18 protein-coding genes are annotated in these 20488 nt (G+C 73.0%); 13 read left to right on the top strand and 5 right to left on the bottom strand.

Translation table 11 applies throughout. The features are described 5' to 3' along the window. Nucleotides 1-577: hypothetical protein (locus tag ACFWB8_RS32490; protein WP_385235357.1), on the top strand; the 577-nt coding region annotated here is incomplete at its 5' end. After that, complete coding sequence (locus ACFWB8_RS32495) at nt 574-1443, top strand: hypothetical protein (RefSeq protein ID WP_385235351.1); 870 nt, start codon at nt 574-576, stop codon at nt 1441-1443. The genes ACFWB8_RS32490 and ACFWB8_RS32495, both read left to right, overlap by 4 nt. Nucleotides 1444-1542: 99 nt before the next feature. Here ACFWB8_RS32495 and ACFWB8_RS32500 read toward each other — a convergent pair whose 3' ends face one another. Beyond that, complete coding sequence (locus ACFWB8_RS32500) at nt 1543-2814, bottom strand: DUF1015 domain-containing protein (protein ID WP_385235306.1); 1272 nt, start codon at nt 2812-2814, stop codon at nt 1543-1545. Between the two features lie 88 nt (nt 2815-2902). Here ACFWB8_RS32500 and ACFWB8_RS32505 point away from each other — a divergent pair, with 88 nt between their 5' ends. The 4 genes from ACFWB8_RS32505 to ACFWB8_RS32520 all read left to right on the top strand — a co-directional run bounded on the left by ACFWB8_RS32505 (nt 2903) and on the right by ACFWB8_RS32520 (nt 6955). Continuing rightward, a complete protein-coding gene (locus tag ACFWB8_RS32505) occupies nt 2903-3934 on the top strand; it encodes an HAD-IIA family hydrolase (protein WP_385235309.1) in 1032 nt (343 codons plus the stop codon). A gap of 71 nt (nt 3935-4005) precedes the next feature. Next, nucleotides 4006-5052, top strand: a complete 1047-nt coding sequence (locus ACFWB8_RS32510) for a FecCD family ABC transporter permease (RefSeq protein WP_385235312.1) — start codon at nt 4006-4008, stop codon at nt 5050-5052. After that, nucleotides 5049-6110, top strand: coding sequence for a FecCD family ABC transporter permease (locus tag ACFWB8_RS32515; RefSeq protein WP_385235315.1), 1062 nt, complete (start codon nt 5049-5051; stop codon nt 6108-6110). The genes ACFWB8_RS32510 and ACFWB8_RS32515 overlap by 4 nt, the downstream gene beginning before the upstream one ends. Next, nucleotides 6107-6955: an ABC transporter ATP-binding protein gene (locus ACFWB8_RS32520; protein WP_385235318.1), complete on the top strand. Its 849-nt coding sequence runs from the start codon at nt 6107-6109 to the stop codon at nt 6953-6955. Before ACFWB8_RS32515 ends, ACFWB8_RS32520 begins: the two co-directional genes overlap by 4 nt. Here ACFWB8_RS32520 and ACFWB8_RS32525 read toward each other — a convergent pair. Beyond that, a complete protein-coding gene (locus ACFWB8_RS32525) occupies nt 6939-7286 on the bottom strand; it encodes an SCP2 sterol-binding domain-containing protein (RefSeq protein WP_385235321.1) in 348 nt (115 codons plus the stop codon). The two genes, ACFWB8_RS32520 and ACFWB8_RS32525, sit on opposite strands and share 17 nt — an antisense overlap. A 62-nt stretch (nt 7287-7348) precedes the next feature. Between ACFWB8_RS32525 and ACFWB8_RS32530 the strand changes: the two genes are divergently transcribed. From ACFWB8_RS32530 to ACFWB8_RS32550, 5 genes are all read left to right on the top strand, one after another. After that, on the top strand, nt 7349-7642 hold the full coding sequence (locus tag ACFWB8_RS32530) for a hypothetical protein (protein WP_385235324.1): 294 nt from the start codon (nt 7349-7351) through the stop codon (nt 7640-7642). A 7-nt stretch (nt 7643-7649) separates the two neighbouring features. Next, nucleotides 7650-8465 (top strand): TlyA family RNA methyltransferase, encoded by an 816-nt coding sequence (locus ACFWB8_RS32535; RefSeq protein WP_385235327.1) that lies wholly within the window; start codon nt 7650-7652, stop codon nt 8463-8465. Then, complete coding sequence (locus ACFWB8_RS32540; RefSeq protein WP_385235330.1) at nt 8462-9424, top strand: NAD kinase; 963 nt, start codon at nt 8462-8464, stop codon at nt 9422-9424. The genes ACFWB8_RS32535 and ACFWB8_RS32540 overlap by 4 nt, the downstream gene beginning before the upstream one ends. A gap of 86 nt (nt 9425-9510) precedes the next feature. Next, a complete protein-coding gene (gene recN / locus ACFWB8_RS32545; RefSeq protein ID WP_385235354.1) occupies nt 9511-11238 on the top strand; it encodes a DNA repair protein RecN in 1728 nt (575 codons plus the stop codon). A gap of 174 nt (nt 11239-11412) precedes the next feature. Further along, nucleotides 11413-12528 carry a glycosyltransferase family 4 protein gene (locus ACFWB8_RS32550; RefSeq protein WP_385235333.1) on the top strand — a complete coding sequence of 372 codons (1116 nt, stop codon included), beginning with the start codon at nt 11413-11415 and terminating at the stop codon, nt 12526-12528. Between the two features lie 124 nt (nt 12529-12652). Here ACFWB8_RS32550 and ACFWB8_RS32555 read toward each other — a convergent pair whose 3' ends face one another. The 3 genes from ACFWB8_RS32555 to ACFWB8_RS32565 all read right to left on the bottom strand — a co-directional run bounded on the left by ACFWB8_RS32555 (nt 12653) and on the right by ACFWB8_RS32565 (nt 17568). Continuing rightward, the gene (locus tag ACFWB8_RS32555) at nt 12653-14281 is read right to left on the bottom strand and encodes a PucR family transcriptional regulator (protein WP_385235336.1); all 1629 of its coding nucleotides are present in this window, start codon (nt 14279-14281) and stop codon (nt 12653-12655) included. 21 nt (nt 14282-14302) lie between these two features. After that, on the bottom strand, nt 14303-15685 hold the full coding sequence (locus ACFWB8_RS32560) for an FAD-binding oxidoreductase (RefSeq protein ID WP_385235339.1): 1383 nt from the start codon (nt 15683-15685) through the stop codon (nt 14303-14305). Between the two features lie 77 nt (nt 15686-15762). Then, on the bottom strand, nt 15763-17568 hold the full coding sequence (locus ACFWB8_RS32565) for a glycoside hydrolase family 15 protein (RefSeq protein WP_385235342.1): 1806 nt from the start codon (nt 17566-17568) through the stop codon (nt 15763-15765). 481 nt (nt 17569-18049) lie between these two features. On the opposite strand from ACFWB8_RS32565, the gene ACFWB8_RS32570 reads away from it, so the two are divergent. Both ACFWB8_RS32570 and ACFWB8_RS32575 read left to right on the top strand, forming a co-directional pair. Continuing rightward, on the top strand, nt 18050-19702 hold the full coding sequence (locus ACFWB8_RS32570; RefSeq protein ID WP_385235345.1) for a CTP synthase: 1653 nt from the start codon (nt 18050-18052) through the stop codon (nt 19700-19702). 89 nt (nt 19703-19791) lie between these two features. Continuing rightward, nucleotides 19792-20472 (top strand): NUDIX domain-containing protein, encoded by a 681-nt coding sequence (locus tag ACFWB8_RS32575; RefSeq protein WP_385235348.1) that lies wholly within the window; start codon nt 19792-19794, stop codon nt 20470-20472. The last annotated feature ends 16 nt before the right edge of the window (nt 20473-20488 follow it).

Below are 20488 nucleotides of genomic sequence, written 5' to 3' on the forward strand. Positions count from 1 at the left end.
CGTGACGACCGTGGTGACCGTCCCACCGGCGGTGGCGACCGTCCCAGCTACCCGCGTCGCGATGACCGTGGTGGCGACCGTCCGTCGTACCCGCGTCGCGATGACGACCGCGGCGGTTTCCGCGGTGGGCGTGACGACCGTGGTGGCGACCGTCCCAGCTACCCGCGCCGTGACGACCGTGGTGGCGACCGTCCGTCGTACCCCCGTCGTGACGACCGTGGTGACCGTCCCACCGGCGGTGGCGACCGTCCCAGCTACCCGCGTCGCGATGACCGTGGTGGCGACCGTCCGTCGTACCCGCGTCGTGACGACGACCGCGGCGGTTTCCGCGGTGGGCGTGACGACCGTGGCGGCGACCGTCCCAGCTACCCGCGTCGCGACGACCGTGGTGGCGACCGTCCCTCGTACCCCCGTCGTGACGACCGTGGCGGCGATCGTGGTGGCTACCGTGGCGGTCGTGATGACCGTGGTGGCGACCGCGACTTCCGTGCGGACCGCGACCCGGTCAAGCGGCTTCCGATCGACGATGACGTCACCGGCTTCGAGATCGACGCCGACGTTCGCCAGGAGCTGCTGAGCCTGCCCAAGGGCCTGGCCGAGGAAGTCTCCAAGAACCTGGTCATGGTGGCCCGGCTGATCGACGAGGACCCGGAGCAGGCGTACGCGTACTCGCGCATCGCCCTGCGGCTGGCCTCCCGCGTCGCCGCCGTGCGCGAGGCCGCCGGCTTCGCCGCGTACGCCACGCAGAAGTACAGCGAGGCGCTCGCGGAGTTCCGCGCCGCCAAGCGCATGACCGGTTCCGTCGAGCTGTGGCCCGTCATGGCCGACTGCGAGCGCGGCCTCGGCCGTCCGGAGCGGGCGCTGGCCATGGCCGGCGAGCCCGAGGTGCAGAAGCTGGACAAGGCCGGCCAGGTCGAGATGCGTCTGGTCGCGGCCGGTGCCCGGCGGGACATGGGGCAGCTCGACGCGGCCATCGTGACCCTGCAGAGCCCGGAGCTGGCCTCCAGCTCCGTCCAGTCCTGGACCGCGCGGCTGCGCTACGCCTACGCCGACGCCCTGCTGGCGGCCGGTCGTGAGGACGAGGCGCGCGAGTGGTTCGCCAAGGCCCTCGAGGCCGACAAGGACGGCGCCACGGACGCCTCCGACCGGCTCGCCGAGCTGGACGGGGTCGAGTTCGTCGACGCGGGCGCCGAAGCCGAGGACGACGAGCCCGTTGCCGACGAGGACGACGAGCTCGATGACCGGCGCGAGGACGAGCTCGACGACGAGGACGAGCTCGACGATGAGGACGACTCGGACGACCCCGAAGTGCGTGCCGCCGAGCGCGCCTCCGACGTGGCCGAGTACTACGACGAGGACGACGAGGAATACGAGTCGGACATCGACCTCACTGACGAGGTCGTCGTCGTGGACGAGGGCGACGAGGGCCGCGACAAGGCCTGAGTCGGTTGAGTGTGTGAGTGAGTGAGGAAGGGCGGTACCCCGGTGGGGGTACCGCCCTTTTTCGTTTCCGGGCTGCCGCGGCCGCCGCGTCAGAGCGGGTCAGTCCAGGCTGCGCAGGACCAGGCCGGTGGCCGGCTTCGGGCCGAAGGAGGTGGACTTGCGGGGCATCGTCACGCCCTGGCGGGCCAGGTCCCGGACCACTTCCTCCCGTACGGGGTGCATCAGGACCGCGGTGCCGCCGTTGCGTTCGGCCATCGCGACGGTCGCCTCGGTGTCGTGGATGTACGAGATGTGGTCCGGGGTGTCGGGCACGTCCCAGAGCGCGTCGAGCAGGGTGGCGTGCAGCACGGTGGCGTCCAGCCGGCGCCAGGCCTCGGGCCGGTCGCGGCGGACGGTGCGCTCGATCAGGGCCGGATCGGGGTCGGTGACGAGGTGGAAGGTGCCGTCGCCGGCCAGCAGGAAGGCGTTCCCCCGCTCCGCTGCGTCGTCCAGGGCCTCCATGGCCAGCGGCAGCGGGCCGTCGACCGGGCGGATCCGGAAGTGTCCGTCGAGGGCGGCCAGTGCCTCGGCCACCGGGAGGCGGCGCAGCATCCGGTGGATGGCGCGGACCTGGAGGGGGTAGCGGGCGGTGTCGACGAGGAGGACCAGGCCGAAGTCCCACGGGGTGGGGGACGGGTGCTCCTCCTGGAGGCGCAGGTACGTCGCCCAGCGGTGGTGGCCGTCGGCGATGAGGGCCTGGCGGCGGCCGAGATCGGCGGCTACGGAGGTCAGCTCGGCGGGGTCGGTTATGGCCCAGAGCCGGTGCTGGAAGCCGTCCTCGGTGGTCGTCGACAGCAGCGGGGCGCGCCGGGCGGTCCGTTCGACGACGGCCGCCGCGCCCGCGTCGGGGTCGTCGCCGCGGTAGGTCAGCAGGAGGGGTTCGAGATTGGCGGCGGTGGCCCGCATCAGGCCGGCCCGGTCAGTGACCACGTCGGGCATGACGTCCTCGTGGGGCAGGACGATGCCGGCGTCCGCCGCGGACAGGGCGAGGGCGCCGATGACGCCGCGCTGGACGAGGCCGGCCCGGCGCTGCTCGTAGACGTAGAGCGCCGGTTCGTCGTCGGTGCTGAGGACGCCCTCGGCGAGCCAGTGGTGCATGGTGCGCGCGGCCTGCTCGTTGCGCGCCGCGGGGGTGTCGGCCTGCGGGAGGATCAGGCGGACGATGTTGTGCGGGTCGGCGGACTCGAGGTGGTTGAGTCCGTCGGGGCGCACGACCACGTCGTACGGCGGCGAGGTGACGGCGGCCAGGCTGCCGACGCGCTCGGGGACGTAGCGCAGGCCATGGAACGGGATCAGGCGCAGTCCATGGTCGGCGGTGCCAGAAGTGGTCATTGGAGCATCGTAAGTCGGGTCTCGCCATGCGGGATGATCGGGGGAGTACGGAAACCGGACAAGATCGATCGTATGAGGAGTCGACACGATGACCCGGCAGAGCAGGACCAGCCCCGCGGGCAGTGAGCGGAGCTTGCACCAGGCGTACGACACGGCTCTGCTGGACCTGGACGGGGTGGTGTACGCGGGCGGTGAGGCCATCGCGCACGCGGTGGAGTCGCTGGCCGCGGCGCGGGCCGGGGGGATGCACCTCGCGTACGTGACGAACAACGCGCTGCGCACTGCGGACTCCGTGGCGGAGCACCTGAGCGAGCTGGGAATCCCGACCGAGGCCGGTGAGGTGATCACCTCGGCGCAGGCGGTGGCCCGGCTGATCTCGGAGCAGGTGCCGACCGGGTCGAAGGTGCTGGTGATCGGTGGCGAGGGGCTGCGGGTCGCGCTGCGCGAACGCGGGCTGGTGCCGGTGGAGTCGGCGGACGAGGACGGCCTCGCGGCGGTCGTCCAGGGGTACGGGGGTCCGGACCTGCCGTGGGGGCGGTTCGCGGAGGCTTCGTACGCCGTCAACCGCGGGGTGCCGTGGTACGCGTCCAACACCGATTTGACGATTCCGGGGGCGCGGGGGATCGGGCCGGGCAACGGAGCCGCGGTGGAGGTCGTACGCATCGCCACGGGCGCGGAGCCGCAGGTGGCGGGCAAGCCGCTGCCCCCGATGCACCGGGAGACGGTGCTGCGGACCGGGGCGAAGCGGCCGCTGGTGGTCGGCGACCGGCTGGACACCGACATCGAGGGCGCCTTCAACGGGGAGGTGGACTCGCTGCTGGTGCTGACCGGGATCGCGGACGCGGAGCAGCTGCTGCGCGCCGAGCCGAGGCACCGGCCGACGTACGTGGACCGGGACCTGCGGGGGCTGCTGACCGGGCAGCCGCAGGTGGCGGCGGCCGCGGACGGCTTCGGCTGCGGGGGCTGGACCGCGGCCGCGCCGGCCGGCGTACTGGAGCTGCGGGGCGGGGGGGATCCGCTGGACGGGCTGCGGGCGCTGTGCGCGGCGGCCTGGACTCAGGCGGGTGACGGGGCGTGCGGGCTTGACGCCGGCAAGGCGCTGGCCAGGCTGGGCCTCTAGGCGCGTGGCAGGGGCGGCGGGGTGCCGTTCGGGGGATCCGCGCAGGCGCAGGGTAGGCTAACCTAACTTTCGTGTTGGTCGAGAGTCCTCCTGAACAGAGCGCGGCGCCGGTCGCCCCCACCCGCTCGCGCCGTGCCGCGCGCGCCGCCGGTCTGCTGGCGGCCTTCGCCGTACTGGCCCTGATCGCGGTGGCGAGCATCGCCGTCGGCGCCAAGCAGATGCCGCTCGGGGAGGTCTGGCACGGCCTGTTCCACTACACGGGGACACCCTCCGACGTGGTGGTGCGGGACCTGCGGGTGCCGCGCACCCTGCTCGGGCTGCTCGTCGGTCTGGGCCTTGGCCTCTCGGGGGCGGTGATGCAGGCGCTGACCCGCAACCCGCTGGCGGAGCCCGGCATCCTCGGCGTCAACGCGGGGGCCGCGGCGGCCGTGGTCTCCGCGATCAGCTTCTTCGGCGCGAACTCCCTGAGCGAGTTCGTGTGGTGGGCCTTCCTCGGCGCCGCCGTCGTCTCGGTCGTCGTGTACGTCCTCGGCGGCAGCCGCAGCGCGACGCCAGTGCGCCTGGCCCTCGCCGGTACGGCGGCCAGCGCGGCCCTGATCGGCTACATCAACGCCGTGCAGCTGATGGACAGCAAGGCGCTGGACAAGCTCCGCTTCTGGACGGTGGGTTCGCTGGCCTCGGCCAACATGGACACCGTGCGCCAGGTCGCCCCGTTCCTGCTGGTCGGCGCGGTCCTCGCGCTGTCGCTCGGCCGGCCGCTCAACGCGATGGCCATGGGCGACGACACCGCGCGGGCGCTCGGCGCCAACCTGACGCGGACCCGGATCGGCGCGATGCTCGCGATCACCCTGCTGTGCGGGGCGGCGACCGCCGCCTGCGGGCCCATCGTCTTCATCGGCCTGATGATCCCGCACCTGGTACGGGTGTTCACCGGGCCGGACATGCGCTGGGTGCTGGCGTACTCGGCGGTCCTGTCGCCCGTGCTGCTGCTCGGCGCCGACGTCATCGGCCGCGTCGTCACCCGGCCCGCCGAGCTCCAGGTCGGCATCGTCACCGCGCTCGTCGGCGGCCCCGTCTTCATTTACCTCGTCCGGCGCAAGAGGATGGCCCAGCTGTGACCGTCAAACTCTCCGCGGGCCGCCGCGGGCCCCGGCCGCTGCACCTGCCCGGCGGGCTGTCGCTGCGCGTCGAGCGGCGCGCGCTGGCCGTCGGGCTGCTGCTCGCGGCCGCGGCGCTGGTGCTGGCCGTACTGCTGATCGGCACCGGCGACTTCGAGATCGCCCCGATGGACGTCGTGCAGACCCTGCTCGGCAACGGAACTCCCGCGCACGACTTCATCATCAACGACCTGCGGCTGCCGCGGGTCCTGGTGGCCCTGCTCGTCGGCGCGGCCCTCGGGATGGCGGGGGCCGTCTTCCAGTCCGTGTCGCGCAATCCGCTCGGCTCCCCGGACCTGCTCGGCTTCGGGTACGGCTCGGCGGTCGGCGCGCTGACCGTCATCATCCTCTTCAAGGGCAGCGCCGGTGAGGTCGCGGTGGGCGCGCTCCTGGGCGGTCTGCTGGCCGGCCTGGCCGTCTACCTGCTCGCCTACAAGCAGGGGATCCAGGGCTACCGGCTGGTGCTCGTCGGCATCGGCGCCTCCGCGATGCTCGTCGCCGTCATCCAGTACCTGCTGACGAAGGCGCAGCTCGTCGACGCCACCCGTGCGATGGTCTGGCTGACCGGCTCGCTGGCCGGGCGGGACTGGGCGCAGGTGTGGCCGCTGCTGGCGGCCTGCGCGGTGCTGTTCCCGCTGATCCTCGGGCAGAGCAGGGCCCTGCGGATGATGGAGATGGGCGACGACGCGGCGTACGCCCTCGGGGTGCGGGTGGAGCGGACCCGGCTGGTCCTGATGGTGGCGGCGATCCTGCTCACCACCGCGGCGAGCGCCGCGGCCGGGCCCATCAGCTTCGTCGCGCTGGCCGCGCCGCAGCTGGCCCGGCGGCTGACCCGGTCGCCCGGGGCGAGCCTGCTGACCGCAGCCCTGATGGGCGCCGTGCTGCTGCTGCTCTCCGACTGGGCCTCGCAGCGGGCCTTCGGCGCCGACCAGCTTCCGGTGGGCGTGGTCACCGGTCTGGTCGGCGGTGTCTACCTGCTCTGGCTGCTCGTCACCGAGCGCAAGGCGGGACGTATATGAGCGCGAACGAACTGAGGAGTACGCAAGTGCAGCGGCTGACCGCGGAGAACGTGACCCTCGGCTACGACCAGCGGGTCATCGCCGAGAACCTGTCGGTGGAGATCCCGGACAACTCCTTCACGGTGATCGTCGGCCCCAACGCCTGTGGCAAGTCCACGCTGCTGCGCGCCCTGTCGCGGATGCTGAAGCCGTCCGCCGGGCGGGTGCTGCTCGACGGGCAGGCCATCGGGTCGATGCCGGCGAAGAAGGTCGCCAAGACCCTCGGTCTGCTGCCGCAGTCCTCGATCGCGCCGGACGGCATCACGGTCGCCGACCTGGTCTCGCGCGGCCGCTACCCGCACCAGGGTCTGCTGCGGCAGTGGTCCGAGCAGGACGAGCGGATCGTGGGCGAGTCGATGGCCTCCACCGGGATCGCCGAGCTCGCCGACCGGGCCGTGGACGAGCTGTCGGGCGGCCAGCGCCAGCGCGTGTGGATCGCGATGGCCCTGGCCCAGCAGACGCCGCTGCTGCTCCTGGACGAGCCGACGACGTACCTGGACATCCAGCACCAGATCGACGTGCTCGACCTGTGCGCGGAACTGCACGAGAACCAGGGGCGGACCCTGGTCGCCGTGCTGCACGACCTCAACCACGCCGCCCGCTACGCCACGCACCTGATCGCGATGCGGGGCGGGAAGGTCGTCGCCGAGGGCCCGCCGGCCGAGGTGGTAACGGCCGGGCTGGTGGAGGAGGTGTTCGGGCTGCGCTGCCAGATCATCGACGACCCCGAGACGGGGACCCCGCTGGTGATCCCCGCCGCGCGGTCGGCCCGTACGAAGGCCGTCGCCTCTACAACAGGCTCTTGAGCCGCAGCAGGTCGCGGAAGCCCGCCTCCAGCCTGACCCGGCCGGAGGCCCAGGCCTTGGCGAACTTCAGCTGGCCGGCGACCAGGGCGAGCAGGTCGTCACCGCTCATGGCGAGCCGGATCTCGGCCTTCGCCGGCGGCGGCCCCGCGAGGGCCGCGTCCACCCGGATCCGGCCTCCGTCGAGGCGGCCCGTGAAGGTCTGGTCGAGGTCGGTGATGTGGCAGCTCAGCGAGCGGTCCAGCGCGGTCGCACCGCGCACGCCGCCTTCCGCCCGCGCCAGGTTGTCAGAGAGTCGGTCGAGTGCATCGCGGCACTCCTCGATCGTAGCCATCGTGATCGACCGTACCGCAGAGCCGTGTGTGGTCGCGGGGTGCTTCGCGGTAGCGTCAGGGCATGACCGACGAAGCGCCCGAAGCGCCCGGGGAAACGGCCGCGCACGAGGCCGCCGCCGAGCCCGCGGTGCCCGCCGCGCTGGGCATCGTACGCACCCCCACGGGGCACGCCGCAGTGGACGCGCACCTGGAGCGGCTGGCGGACGCCGACCACCTCGCGGCGGACGGACACGTCGAGGTGTACGAGGATGTGCACAGGGGGCTGCGTGAGGCGCTGACCGCGCTGGACGCACCGCCCGCATCGCCCGCACCATCCGCATCACCCGGACCTCGTCCGTACGAAAACAGGAGCTGAACCCCACGTGGCAGGAGTGGCACGCCGCCGTCTGGACGCCGAACTGGTACGCCGCAGCATGGCCCGCTCGCGGGAACACGCGGCGCAGCTCATCGCCGCCGGCCGGGTGACCGTCGGGGGCGCCACCGCGACCAAGCCGGCCACCCAGGTCGAAACCAGCGCGGCCCTGGTCGTCCTCAAGGACGACGGCGACCCCGACTACGTCTCCCGGGGCGGCCACAAACTGGCGGGCGCGCTGGCCGCCTTCCAGCCGCTGGGGCTGCTCGTCGAGGGCCGGCGGGCGCTGGACGCCGGGGCCTCCACCGGCGGGTTCACCGACGTACTGCTGCGCGCGGGCGTGGCGCACGTGATGGCCGTCGACGTCGGCTACGGGCAGCTCGCCTGGTCGCTGCAGAGCGACGACCGGGTCACCGTCAAGGACCGCACGAACGTCCGCGAGCTGACGGTCGAACTGCTCGACGGGGCCCCGGTCGAGCTGGTCGTCGGTGACCTGTCCTTCATCTCCATCGGGCTGGTCCTGCCGGCGCTCGTACGGTGCTGCGCGCCCGGCGCGGACCTGGTGCTGATGGTCAAGCCGCAGTTCGAGGTGGGCAAGGACCGCCTGGGCAGCGGCGGAGTCGTGCGCAGCCCGGAGCTGCGCGCCGAGGCCGTGCGGGACGTCGCGGCGCAGGCGGGGAAGCTGGGCCTGGGAGTGCTCGGGGTGACCGCGAGCCCGCTGCCGGGCCCGTCGGGCAACGTCGAGTACTTTCTGTGGCTGCGGGCGGGGGCACCGGACCTCGACCCGGCGGATGTTGACCGTGCAGTGGCGGAGGGGCCGCAGTGACAGATTCATCAGCATCATCGGCTTCAGGGGTTTCAGGGGCTTCGTCGGCTTCAGGAGCCTCAGGGGCGGGACGGACCGTCTTCCTGCTCGCGCACACCGGGCGGCCGGCGGCCATCCGCAGTGCCGAGCTGGTCGTGCAGGGTCTGCTGAGGTGCGGGCTGGGCGTACGAGTCCTGCGGCAGGAGGCGGTGGACCTGCCGCTGCCGCCCGAGGTGGAGCTGGTGGCCGAGTGCACCCCGGAGGTGCTCGCGGGCTGTGAGCTGCTGATCGTGCTGGGCGGCGACGGGACCCTGCTGCGCGGCGCCGAGTTCGCGCGCGGTTCGGGGGTGCCGATGCTGGGCGTGAACCTGGGCCGGGTCGGCTTCCTGGCGGAGGCCGAGCGGGACGACCTGGACAAGGTCGTGGACCGGGTGGTGACGCGGGCGTACGAGGTCGAGGAGCGGATGACCCTCGACGTGATCGTGCGGACCAACGGAGACGTGGTCCACCGGGACTGGGCGCTGAACGAGGCCGCGGTCCAGAAGGTCTCCCCGGAGCGGATGCTGGAGGTGGTCCTGGAGATCGACGGGCGCCCGGTCTCCGGCTTCGGCTGTGACGGGATCGTCTGCGCGACCCCGACGGGCTCGACGGCGTACGCCTTCTCGGCGGGCGGGCCGGTGGTCTGGCCGGAGGTGGAGGCGCTGCTGATGGTGCCGATCAGCGCGCACGCGCTGTTCGCGAAGCCGCTGGTGACCTCGCCCGACTCGGTGCTGGCGGTGGAGGTGCAGACCGGGACCCCGCACGGGGTGCTGTGGTGCGACGGGCGGCGGATGCTGGAGCTGCCGGCCGGGGCGCGGGTGGAGGTCCGGCGGGGGGCGGTGCCGGTGCGGCTCGCCCGGCTGCACCACGCGTCGTTCACGGACCGGCTCGTCGCCAAATTCGCGCTGCCGGTGTCGGGGTGGCGCGGGGCTCCGCACTAATTAGTTCGACTGTTCGACCGGCTCCGGGCGGGTGACGTCACATGGCACCGGTGAAACCTCGGTATCGTCGTCCCGTGCTTGAGGAGATGCGGATACGGTCGCTCGGGGTCATCGACGACGCGGTGGTCGAGCTGTCGCCCGGTTTCACCGCGGTGACCGGCGAGACCGGCGCGGGCAAGACGATGGTCGTCACCAGCCTCGGGCTGCTGCTCGGCGGTCGCGCCGACCCGGCCCTGGTACGGATCGGCGCCAAGGCGGCGGTCGTCGAGGGCCGCATCGTCATGCGCCCCGACGCGCCCGCGGCGGTACGGGCCGAGGAGGCCGGGGCCGAGCTCGACGACGGCGCCCTGCTGATCAGCCGGACCGTGTCCGCCGAGGGGCGCTCGCGGGCGCACGTCGGCGGCCGCTCCGTACCCGTCGGCCTGCTCGCGGAACTCGCCGACGACCTCGTGGCCGTCCACGGGCAGACCGACCAGCAGGGCCTGCTGCGCCCGGCCCGGCAGCGCCAGGCGCTCGACCGGTACGCCGGGGACGCGGTCGCCGTCCCGCTGGAGAAGTACGCCTCCGCCTACCGGCGGCTGCGCTCGGTCGCCGTGGAGCTGGAGGAGATCACCACCCGGGCCCGGGAGCGGGCCCAGGAGGCGGACCTGCTGCGCTTCGGGCTGGACGAGATCGCGGCCGTGGAACCGGTGACCGGCGAGGACACCGAGCTCGCGGCGGAGGCGGAGCGCCTGGGCCACGCCGAGTCGCTGGCCTCGGCGGCGCAGATCGCGCACGCCGCGCTGGCCGGCAACCCCGAGGACCCGGAGGGCGTCGATGCGAACACCCTCGTCGCGGGCGCGCACCGGGCACTGGAATCCGTACGCTCCCACGACCCGGCGCTCGGCGCGCTCGCCGAGCGGATCGGCGAGCTGGGGATCCTGCTCGCCGACGTGGCCGGGGAGCTGGCCGGGTACGCCGACGACCTGGACGCCGACCCGCTGCGGCTCGCGGCGGTCGAGGAGCGCCGGGCGGCCCTGATCCAGCTCACCCGCAAGTACGGGGACGGCCAGAACACGGTGGACTCGGTGCTGGCGTGGGCCGAGCGCGGCTCGGCGCGGCTGCTGGAGCTGGACGGCGACGACGAGCGGATCGCGGAGCTCACCGCCGAACGGGACGGACTGCGGGAGGAACTCTCACTGCTGGCCCAGGCGTTGACCGATGCGCGGGGCGAGGCGGCGACCCGCTTCGCGTCGGCGGTGACGCAGGAGCTGGCCTCGCTGGCGATGCCGCACGCCCGGGTGAGCATCGACATCCGCCAGGCGGAGGACCCCGAAGGGGTGGAGGTGGACGGCCGCCCCGTCGCGTACGGGCCCTCGGGCACGGACGAGGTGGAGCTGCTCCTGGCCCCGCACCCCGGCGCGCAGCCCCGGCCGATCGCCAAGGGCGCGTCGGGCGGTGAGCTCTCCCGCGTGATGCTGGCCGTGGAGGTCGTCTTCGCCGGCTCCGATCCGGTGCCGACGTACCTCTTCGACGAGGTCGACGCGGGCGTCGGCGGCAAGGCGGCGGTCGAGGTGGGCCGGCGGCTGGCGAAGCTGGCCAAGTCGGCGCAGGTCGTGGTCGTCACGCACCTGCCGCAGGTGGCCGCCTTCGCCGACCGGCAGCTGCTGGTGGAGAAGACCAACGACGGCTCCGTGACGCGCAGCGGCGTCACCGTCCTGGAGGGCGAGGCCCGGGTCCGCGAGCTGTCGCGCATGCTGGCGGGCCAGGAGGACTCGGTCTCCGCCCGGGCCCACGCGGAGGAACTCCTCGCGGCGGCGCGGGCGGACGCGTGATCTGACGGTCCCCGACCAGGCGTCAGGGTGACGTGCGGATAGCCCGTGTGAGTGAGGCTCGGTGGTGCTGAGCGGTATCTCGCATGGGATCCGCACCCGTATGGTCCCGGAACGCGCGTGCGGACTGGCATCCTTGGCCACGTCTCTGACTCCCTCACCCTGGAGCTTCGGCCCGTGAGCAGCTCCCCGGTCCCGGTCCCCGCGCAGTCGTACGGGCGGCCACCGCTTCGTACCGTCCAGGTCCTGGGCGGTGCGGGCGCGGGCAGCAGTGCGCACGTGCGCTCCCTCGCGACCGGGCTCGCCGCCCGGGGCGTACGTGTCACCGTGTGCGCCCCCGTCGAGGCCGAGGGGGAGTACGACTTCACCGGCGCCGGGGCGCACTTCCTGCCCGACGCCGTGAGCGCGCTGCGGGTCGCGTGCGCCGGAGCCGACGTGGTGCACGCGCACGGGGTACGGGCCGGGATGCGGGCGGCGCTGGCGCTGAGCGGGCGCCGGGTACCGCTGGTGGTGACCTGGCACGGCGGCGGCGCCGCGGCCGCGGGTACGGCAGGGCGGCTGAGCCGGCTGCTGGAGCGGCACGTGGCCCGGGCGGCCGTGGTGGTGCTGGGGTCCTCGTCGGACCAGGTGGACCTGGCGCGGCTGCGCGGGGCGCGGGACGCGCGGCTGGCCCCGACGGCGCTGCCGGCCGGCGCGGCCGCTGCCGCCCCGCGCACGGATCCGGGCAAGGCTCGGGCGGAACTGGGCTCGACGGAACGGCCGTTGCTGATCGCGGTCGGCAGCCTGGTGCCGGGGCGGGGGTACTCCGTACTGCTGGACGCGGCACGGGCGTGGCGGGCGCTGGATCCGGTGCCGCTGCTCGTGATCGCGGGGGAGGGCCCGATGCGGGCCGACCTGACGCGGCGGATCGAGGCCGAGGCCCTGCCGGTGCGGCTGCTGGGGCGGCGCCGGGACGTGGCGCAGTTGCTCGCGGCGGCGGACGTCGCGGTGCTGCCGAGCCGGTGGGAGGCGCGGTCGCTGCTGGCGCAGGAGGCACTGCGGGCCGGGGTGGCCCTGGTGGCCACGCGGGTCGGGGGCGTACCGGAGCTGGTCGGGGACGCGGCCGTGCTGGTCCCGTACGGGGATCCGGGCGCGCTGGCCGAGGCCGTGTCCGGGCTGCTCGCGGATCCGGGGCGGCGGGCCGCGCTGACCGCGGCGGGGCGGGCCCAGGCGGCGACGTGGCCGTCCGAGGACGACACGGTGGCGCAGGTCCTGTCGGTGTACGACGAGCTGATGGACCGCCCCCGCCGATAGCCTCCGGCGGGGGTGCGGCGGGTGTGCGTCTGCGGCGCCGCTGCCGGGGCTCCGCCCCGGACCCCGCGCCTCAAACGCCGGCGGGGCCATCTTTTTGGCTGATGCCGCCTCCCGCCTCTTGGCGTCAAGAAGGAGTGTGGCGGCGGGCGCGGAGGGCCAGGCTCAGGGAGAGGACCGTTTCCGGGTCGTCCAGGTCCGTGCCCAGGAGTTCCGAGATGCGGGCCAGGCGGTTGTACAGGGTCTGGCGGTTGAGGTGGAGCTCGCGGGCCGTCTCAGCCTTGCGGCCCGCATGGGCCAGGTACGTCTCCAGGGTCGGCAGCAGCGGCGGGCGCGAGGTCGTGTCGTGCACCCGCAGCGCGCCGATCGCGCGGTCCACGAAGGCCGCCAGGTCGGGGTGTTCGCGCAGGCGCCACAGGAGGAGGTCGATGTCCAGGCGGCGGGCGTCGTACCAGGGGCGGGCCGGGAGGCCGTGCGCGGCCGTGGCGGTCTCCGCCGCGTGGCGCAGGCCCGCGGACGCGGCCGTCCAGCCGCCCGCGACTCCGACGACCACCGCCGGCGGCGCGGCGGCCCGGTCCAGGCCGGCCCGTTCGACGCCGGCCCGCAGCGCCACCGCGACGCGGTCCGCCACCGCCGTGCGCTCGGATTCCGCACGGAGGGACACCAGCAGCGGGACCCGGCCCTCCACCGGCCGGACCCCCAGCAGGACCGGTACGCCGACCGCGGACAGTTCCTCCAGCACCGCACGGGCCAGGACCGCCCAGTTCCCCGACGGGCCCAGGTCCGAGGACAGCCGCATGACCACCGGCAGCAGCGGCCCGGCGCCCGGCTTGAAACCGAGCACCCGCGCCTGCGCCGGCGCGTCCTCGGCCGAGATGCGGCCCTCCGCCAGGTCGGTGAGGAAGTCGCCGCGGCCGCGCGCCGCCAGCTCCTCCTCCTGGCGGGCCTGCATCATCACCACCGCCAGCACCCCCGCCGTCCGCTCGGCCGCCATGCGGTGCACCGGCAGCAGCGGAGCGGAGACACCGAGCAGCACCACGCGGGCGCGGACCGAGCCCGTGCCGTGGCCGCCGCCGGGGACGTCGATCACCACCACGTTGGCCGACGGCTCCGCCTCGCGCTGGCCGCGCAGGCCCTCCCAGACCTGGAGCGGGTCCGCGGCCGCCTCCCCGGAGACCGGCCCGGCCGCGTACAGCAGCTGCCCGTCCGGGGTCTCCAGGAACACCGGGTTCGCCGTGAAATCCGCCAGGATCCGCAGTACTTGCGGGATGCCGCCGCCGCCCAGCAGGGCCTGCGTACACCGCCGGTGGACCTCCTCGGCGCGCTGGAGCAGGGCGTAGTGCCCGTTGACGATCTCGGTGTGGACCTCTTCGGTGACGGCGACGAAGGGGACCTCCCGGTGCAGTTGGACCAGCGGCAGCCCGGCCGCGCGGGCCGTCTCCACGATCGTGGCGGGCAGGCGGGTGAAGCGCGGGCCCAGTTCGACCACGAGCGCGGCGATGCCCCGGTCCGCGAGCCGGCGCACGAAGGCGCGCTGCTCGGCGGGCCGGGTGCCGAGGCCGAGCCCGGTGGTCAGCAGCAGTTCGCCGCCCTTGAGGAGGGACGCGATGTTGGGGACCTCGCCCGCGTGCACCCAGCGCACCGTGCGGCCCAGCCGGTCGGCGCAGGCCACCACCTCCGGCAGCCCGCTGCGCAGTCCCGGCAGCTCCAGTGCCCGCTGAACCGTGATGCCGCCCTGTCCGCCCTGCTCGTCCATATTGCGGACGCTATCAGGGGGTCAGGTGGGCTTGATGTTGTGGTTGAAGCGGAAGACGTTGTCCGGGTCGTACTCCCGTTTCACCGCGCCCAGCCGGTGCAGGTTCTCCTCGCCGAGCCCGGCCACCACGCGCTCGGGGCCCTCGTCGCCGGTGAAGTTGAGGTAGACCGACCCCGTGCTCCACGGCCGCACGTCGGCCCGGACGTCCTTGACCCACTGCCGGCACCGCTCGTCGTCGGCCGGGTCCTCCCACATGCCGAAGGGGTGCACCGCCCACGGCGCGTCCCGGTACGGAACCGGGAACTGGGCGGGCCCCTGCGCGATGGCCCCGCCCAGCGGGAACATCGCGTGCTGCGTCCCGGTCGGCACCGGCATGGTGGTGGCGCGGGCGCAGAACACCTCCACCAGTTCGTCGGGCAGCCCGGTCAGGTACTCCGCGGACCAGTAGTTCCGCAGCCCCGGCGGGTCGTCCAGCATGCACTGGAAGTCCGGGTAAGGGATCGCGCCGAGCACCTCCGCCTCGTGCGGCAGCGCCAGCAGCGGCCCGACGAGTGTGCGCAGGTCCTCCTCGCCGCCCGCGTACGTCACCAGCGCGGCCGTCATCAGCGTCCCGACCAGGTGGGGCGGTACGAAGGGCTCCGGCGGGGCGGTCAGGTAGATCACGCCGCCGGCCGCCTCGACCGGACCGCTCTCGATGAGCTCCCGGTAGCCGCGCAGCACCTGCGGCCCGGCCTCCGGGGGGTAGAGCAGGAGGCAGAAGGAGAACTCCGCCAGCTCGTGCAGGCGCAGCGTCAGCGAGGTCGCGACGCCGAAGTTCCCGCCGCCGCCGTGCAGGGCCCAGAACAGTTCGGGGTGGTCCTCGGCGGTCGCGGTGAGCGTGCTGCCGTCGGCGGTGACCAGGTCGACGCCGAGCAGGTTGTCCACGGCCAGCCCGAACTTGCGGTCCAGCCAGCCGGATCCGCCGCCGAGGACGAATCCCGCGACGCCGGTGGTGGAGACCCGGCCGCCGGTGGTCGCCAGGTCGTACGGCTGGCAGGCGCGGTCCAGGTGGCTCATCACCGCGCCGCCGGCGATCCGTACGGCCTTCGCCCCGGGGTGCACCGTCACCTCGTGCATCCGGCGCATGTCGACGACCACGCCGCCGTCGTTGAGGGACATCCCGGCGACGCTGTGCCCGCCGCCGCGTACCGCGACCGGCAGGTCCAGGTCGCGGGCGAAGCGGACGGCGGTGATGACGTCCGCCTCGCTCTCGCACCGGGTGATGACGGCGGGCTTGCGGTCGATCATCGCGTTGAAGACCGTGCGTGCCGCGTCGTATCCCGGATCCTCCGGGGCGAAGACCTCGCCGGTCAGATCCTCACGGAGCGCGGCAAGGGCCGTGCCCGCCTTCGAGAGGGGCGCCATGGCCACCCTCCCTTCCGAGAGGGGCATAGGACCCTTCCAATGTAGGCGGACCCGGCGGCCCGGGCCCGCCGACCGCGTCAGCCTCCGTACGCCCCGCTCGCCGTGAGCCGCAGGGCCGTGTCGATCAGCGGAACGTGGCTGAAGGCCTGCGGGAAGTTGCCGACCTGCCGCTGGAGCTTGGGGTCCCACTCCTCGGCCAGCAGCCCCAGGTCGTTGCGCAGGGACAGCAGCTTCTCGAAGAGGCGGCGCGCCTCGTCGACGCGGCCGATCATCGCCAGGTCGTCGGCCATCCAGAACGAGCACGCCAGGAAGGCCCCTTCGTCGCCCTCCAGGCCGTCCACACCGGCCTCCTCGCCCGCCGTCGGGTAGCGCAGGATGAACCCGTCGGGGGTCGACAGCTCGCGCTGGATCGCCTCGATGGTGCCGATCACCCGCTTGTCGTCCGGCGGCAGGAAGCCCATCTGCGGGATCAGCAGCAGCGAGGCGTCCAGCTCCCGCGACCCGTAGGACTGGGTGAAGGTGTTGCGCTCCTTGTCGTAGCCCTTCTCGCACACGTCCTGGTGGATCTCGTCGCGCAGTTCGCGCCACCGCTCCAGCGGGCCGTCCGCGTCCCCGCTCTCGATCAGCTTGATCGTGCGGTCCACCGCCACCCAGGCCATCACCTTCGAGTGCACGAAGTGGCGGCGCGGGCCGCGCACCTCCCAGATGCCCTCGTCCGGCTGGTCCCAGTGGGTCTCCAGGTAGCGGATCAGCTTGAGCTGGAGCAGCGAGGCGTAGTCGCTGCGCGCCAGGCCCGTCATGTGGCCCAGGTGCAGGGCCTCGGTGACCTCGCCGTACACGTCGAGCTGGAGCTGGCCGGCGGCGCCGTTGCCGACGCGGACCGGACGCGAGTTCTCGTACCCGGGCAGCCAGTCCAGCTCGGTCTCGCCGAGCTCCCGCTCGCCCGCGATCCCGTACATGATCTGCAGGTTCTCCGGGTCTCCGGCCACCGCGCGCAGCAGCCACTCGCGCCAGGCGCGGGCCTCCTCCCGGTACCCGGTGCGCAGCAGCGAGGACAGGGTGATGGCGGCGTCGCGCAGCCAGGTGTAGCGGTAGTCCCAGTTCCGCACGCCGCCGATCTCCTCCGGGAGGGAGGTGGTCGGCGCGGCGACGATCCCGCCCGTGGGGCCGTACGTGAGGGCCTTGAGGGTGATCAGGGAGCGGACCACCGCTTCCCGGTACGGGCCGTGGTAGGTGCACTGCTCGACCCACTCGCGCCAGAAGTCGGTGGTGGCCTCCAGGGCCTCCTCGGCCTCCGGCGGCTGCGGCGGTTCCTTGTGCGAGGGCTGCCAGCTGATGCAGAACGCCATCCGGTCGCCGGGGCCGACGGTGAAGTCGGAGTAGGTCGTCAGGTCCTTGCCGTACGTCTGCGCCTCGGTGTCCAGCCACACCGAGTCGGGGCCGGCCACGGCGACGGTGCGCCCGTCGACCTTGTGCACCCAGGGCACGACCCGCCCGTAGCTGAACCGCATGCGCAGCGCGGAGCGCATCCGGACGCGTCCGGAGACGCCCTCCACGATGCGGATGAGCTGCGGGGCGTGATCTTCGCGGGGCGGCATGAAGTCGATCACACGCACGGTCCCGCGCGGTGTGTCCCACTCCGACTCCAGCACCAGCGAATCACCGCGGTAGCGGCGGCGGTCGGCTCGCGGGGCCTCGGCGCCGGCCGGGAACGCCGGGCCGATCCGCCAGAACCCGTGATCCTCGGTGCCGAGAATGCTCGCGAAGACGGCATGGGAGTCGAAACGTGGCAGGCACAGCCAGTCCACCGCCCCGTCCCGGCAGACCAAAGCCGCGGTCTGCATGTCCCCGATCAGTGCGTAATCCTCGATGCGCCCGGACACGTTGCATCTCCAGTCGAACAGCCACGTCCGCCCCGAAGGGCGCTTGCATTGCGCGGTTGCGCGGTCTCCTGTGGTGTGTGGATCCCCGCACTGAGCCCATGATTCCGCCAACCGGCGGGTTACGCCGTCTACCGGACTGCTCGGCGGTGATGTGAGCGATATCCGAGCAGGATATGACGGCACCCTAGTGATCTCCTTAAGTCTTGGAACAATGGCGCTCGGCTAAACGGGTGAGCAGGCAAGATACCCGCGGGGCGGGTGGGGAGCCGGTCGCGCCGGGCTTCCCCGAGCCGGTCGCGCCGCGTGGCCGGAGGCGGACCGTCCCGGGCGCTGATAGGCTGGTACCCCGTGGACCGGTGGTCTGCCTGTGCGAATCAGGAGCCCCGAAACCGCAGCTTCGGCGCCCCCAGAGACCTTCGGATCGACGGTGGCCGGCGCCGGACGCACCTCACCTCGCGACCACGGGAGCCCCCTCTTGGCGATGCCGCCCAAATCCATGACGACCAAGCACATCTTCGTCACCGGGGGTGTCGCTTCCTCCCTCGGCAAGGGCCTGACGGCCTCCAGCCTGGGTGCGCTGCTGAAGGCGCGCGGTCTTCGGGTCACGATGCAGAAGCTCGACCCGTACCTGAACGTCGACCCCGGCACGATGAACCCCTTCCAGCACGGCGAGGTGTTCGTCACCAACGACGGCGCCGAGACCGACCTGGACATCGGCCACTACGAGCGCTTCCTCGACGTCGACCTCGACGGCTCGGCCAACGTCACCACCGGCCAGGTCTACTCGCAGGTCATCGCCAAGGAGCGGCGCGGCGAGTACCTCGGTGACACCGTGCAGGTCATCCCGCACATCACCAACGAGATCAAGCACCGCATCCGCCGCATGGCGACCGAGGACGTCGACGTCGTCATCACCGAGGTCGGCGGCACGGTCGGCGACATCGAGTCGCTGCCGTTCCTGGAGACCGTCCGCCAGGTCCGCCACGAGGTCGGCCGCGACAACGTCTTCGTCGTGCACATCTCGCTGCTGCCCTACATCGGCCCCTCCGGCGAGCTGAAGACCAAGCCGACCCAGCACTCGGTCGCGGCCCTGCGCAACATCGGCATCCAGCCCGACGCGATCGTGCTGCGCGCCGACCGTGACGTCCCCACCTCCATCAAGCGCAAGATCTCGCTGATGTGCGACGTGGACGAGGCGGCCGTGGTGGCGGCGATCGACGCCAAGTCGATCTACGACATCCCGAAGGTGCTGCACACCGAGGGTCTGGACGCGTACGTCGTGCGCAAGCTCGACCTGCCCTTCCGCGACGTGGACTGGACGGTCTGGGAGGACCTGCTGGACCGGGTCCACAACCCCGACCACGAGGTCAAGGTCGCGCTCGTCGGCAAGTACATCGACCTGCCCGACGCCTACCTGTCGGTGACCGAGGCGCTGCGCGCCGGCGGTTTCGCCAACAAGGCCCGCGTGCAGATCAAGTGGGTCGCCTCCGACGACTGCAAGACCCCGGCCGGCGCCGCCGCACAGCTGGCCGACGTGGACGCGATCTGCGTGCCCGGCGGCTTCGGCGACCGCGGTGTCAACGGCAAGGTGGGCGCCATCACCTACGCCCGCGAGAACAAGATCCCGCTGCTCGGCCTGTGCCTGGGCCTGCAGTGCGTGGTCATCGAGGCCGCGCGCAACCTCGCGGGCATCGAGGACGCGAACTCCACCGAGTTCGACGCCTCCACCCCGCACCCGGTGATCTCCACGATGGAGGAGCAGCTGGCCTTCGTCGAGGGCGCGGGCGACCTGGGCGGCACCATGCGTCTGGGCATGTACCCGGCGAAGCTCGCCGAGGGCTCGATCGTGCGCGAGGTCTACGGCGACCAGGCGTACGTGGACGAGCGCCACCGCCACCGCTACGAGGTCAACAACGCCTACCGCGGCGAGCTGGAGAAGAAGGCGGGCCTCGTCTTCTCCGGAACCTCCCCGGACAACAAGCTGGTCGAGTACGTCGAGTACCCGCGCGAGGTGCACCCCTACCTGGTGGCCACCCAGGCCCACCCGGAGCTGCGCTCGCGCCCGACGCGCCCGCACCCGCTGTTCGCCGGGCTGGTCAAGGCGGCCGTGGAGCGGCAGCAGGCCGCCAAGTGAGCGCCTGAGCTGCGCTTGACCGCATAACGTAGGCAGCCGGGGCACGGATCGTGCCCCGGCTGTCTTGTGTTTTCGGGAAGGTACAGGCCATGGCCTTGGGCAACGACAACGACAACGACAACCGCAGCGGCGACGGCGACGGCAACCGCATCGTGGACGCACCGGAGTCGTGGGAGATCGTCGCGTCGCGGACCCCGTTCCAGGGTGCGAAGACGGCGGTCCGCTCGGACCAGGTGCGGATGCCGGACCGTTCCGTGGTGCGGCGCGACTACCAGGCGCACCCGGGGTCGGTGTGCGTGCTCGCCCTCGACGAGCAGCAGCGGGTGCTGGTGCTGAGCCAGTTCAGGCACCCCGTGCGGCACCGGCTGTGGGAGCTGCCGGCCGGGCTGCTCGACGTACCGGGGGAGAACCCGCTGCACGCGGCGCAGCGGGAGCTGTACGAGGAGGCGTACGTCAAGGCGGAGGACTGGCGGGTGCTGGTGGACTTCTTCGCCTCGCCGGGCGGATCGGACGAGGCCATCCGGGTCTTCTTGGCGCGGGACCTCGCGGAGGCGGAGGGGGAGCGGTACCAGGTCTCCGACGAGGAGGCGGACATGGAGATCGCCAGGGTTCCGCTGGAGGAGTTGGTACGAGGGGTCCTCGCGGGCGAGCTCGGCAACCCGGGGCTGGTGACGGGCGTCCTGGCACTGTCCGCCGCCCTCGCCTCCGGCGGCGCGGACACCCTGCGCCCGGCCCTGGCGCCGTGGCCGGCCCGCCCGTACGAGGCGTAGCCGCCGCCCCCGCAGC

It is taken from the genome of Streptomyces sp. NPDC060031 (assembly GCF_042736805.1).
Classification (GTDB): Bacteria; Actinomycetota; Actinomycetes; order Streptomycetales; family Streptomycetaceae; genus Streptomyces.

Coding starts and splice junctions, on each gene's coding strand:
- ACFWB8_RS32560 (WP_385235339.1), bottom strand. CDS start 15,685: ATGGCGCCCCTCTCGAAGGCGGGCACGGCCCTTGCCGCGCTCCGTGAG.
- recN (WP_385235354.1), top strand. CDS start 9,511: ATGCGGATACGGTCGCTCGGGGTCATCGACGACGCGGTGGTCGAGCTG.
- ACFWB8_RS32500 (WP_385235306.1), bottom strand. CDS start 2,814: ATGACCACTTCTGGCACCGCCGACCATGGACTGCGCCTGATCCCGTTC.
- ACFWB8_RS32525 (WP_385235321.1), bottom strand. CDS start 7,286: ATGGCTACGATCGAGGAGTGCCGCGATGCACTCGACCGACTCTCTGAC.
- ACFWB8_RS32555 (WP_385235336.1), bottom strand. CDS start 14,281: ATGGACGAGCAGGGCGGACAGGGCGGCATCACGGTTCAGCGGGCACTG.
- ACFWB8_RS32505 (WP_385235309.1), top strand. CDS start 2,903: ATGACCCGGCAGAGCAGGACCAGCCCCGCGGGCAGTGAGCGGAGCTTG.
- ACFWB8_RS32570 (WP_385235345.1), top strand. CDS start 18,050: ATGCCGCCCAAATCCATGACGACCAAGCACATCTTCGTCACCGGGGGT.
- ACFWB8_RS32575 (WP_385235348.1), top strand. CDS start 19,792: ATGGCCTTGGGCAACGACAACGACAACGACAACCGCAGCGGCGACGGC.
- ACFWB8_RS32530 (WP_385235324.1), top strand. CDS start 7,349: ATGACCGACGAAGCGCCCGAAGCGCCCGGGGAAACGGCCGCGCACGAG.
- ACFWB8_RS32520 (WP_385235318.1), top strand. CDS start 6,107: ATGAGCGCGAACGAACTGAGGAGTACGCAAGTGCAGCGGCTGACCGCG.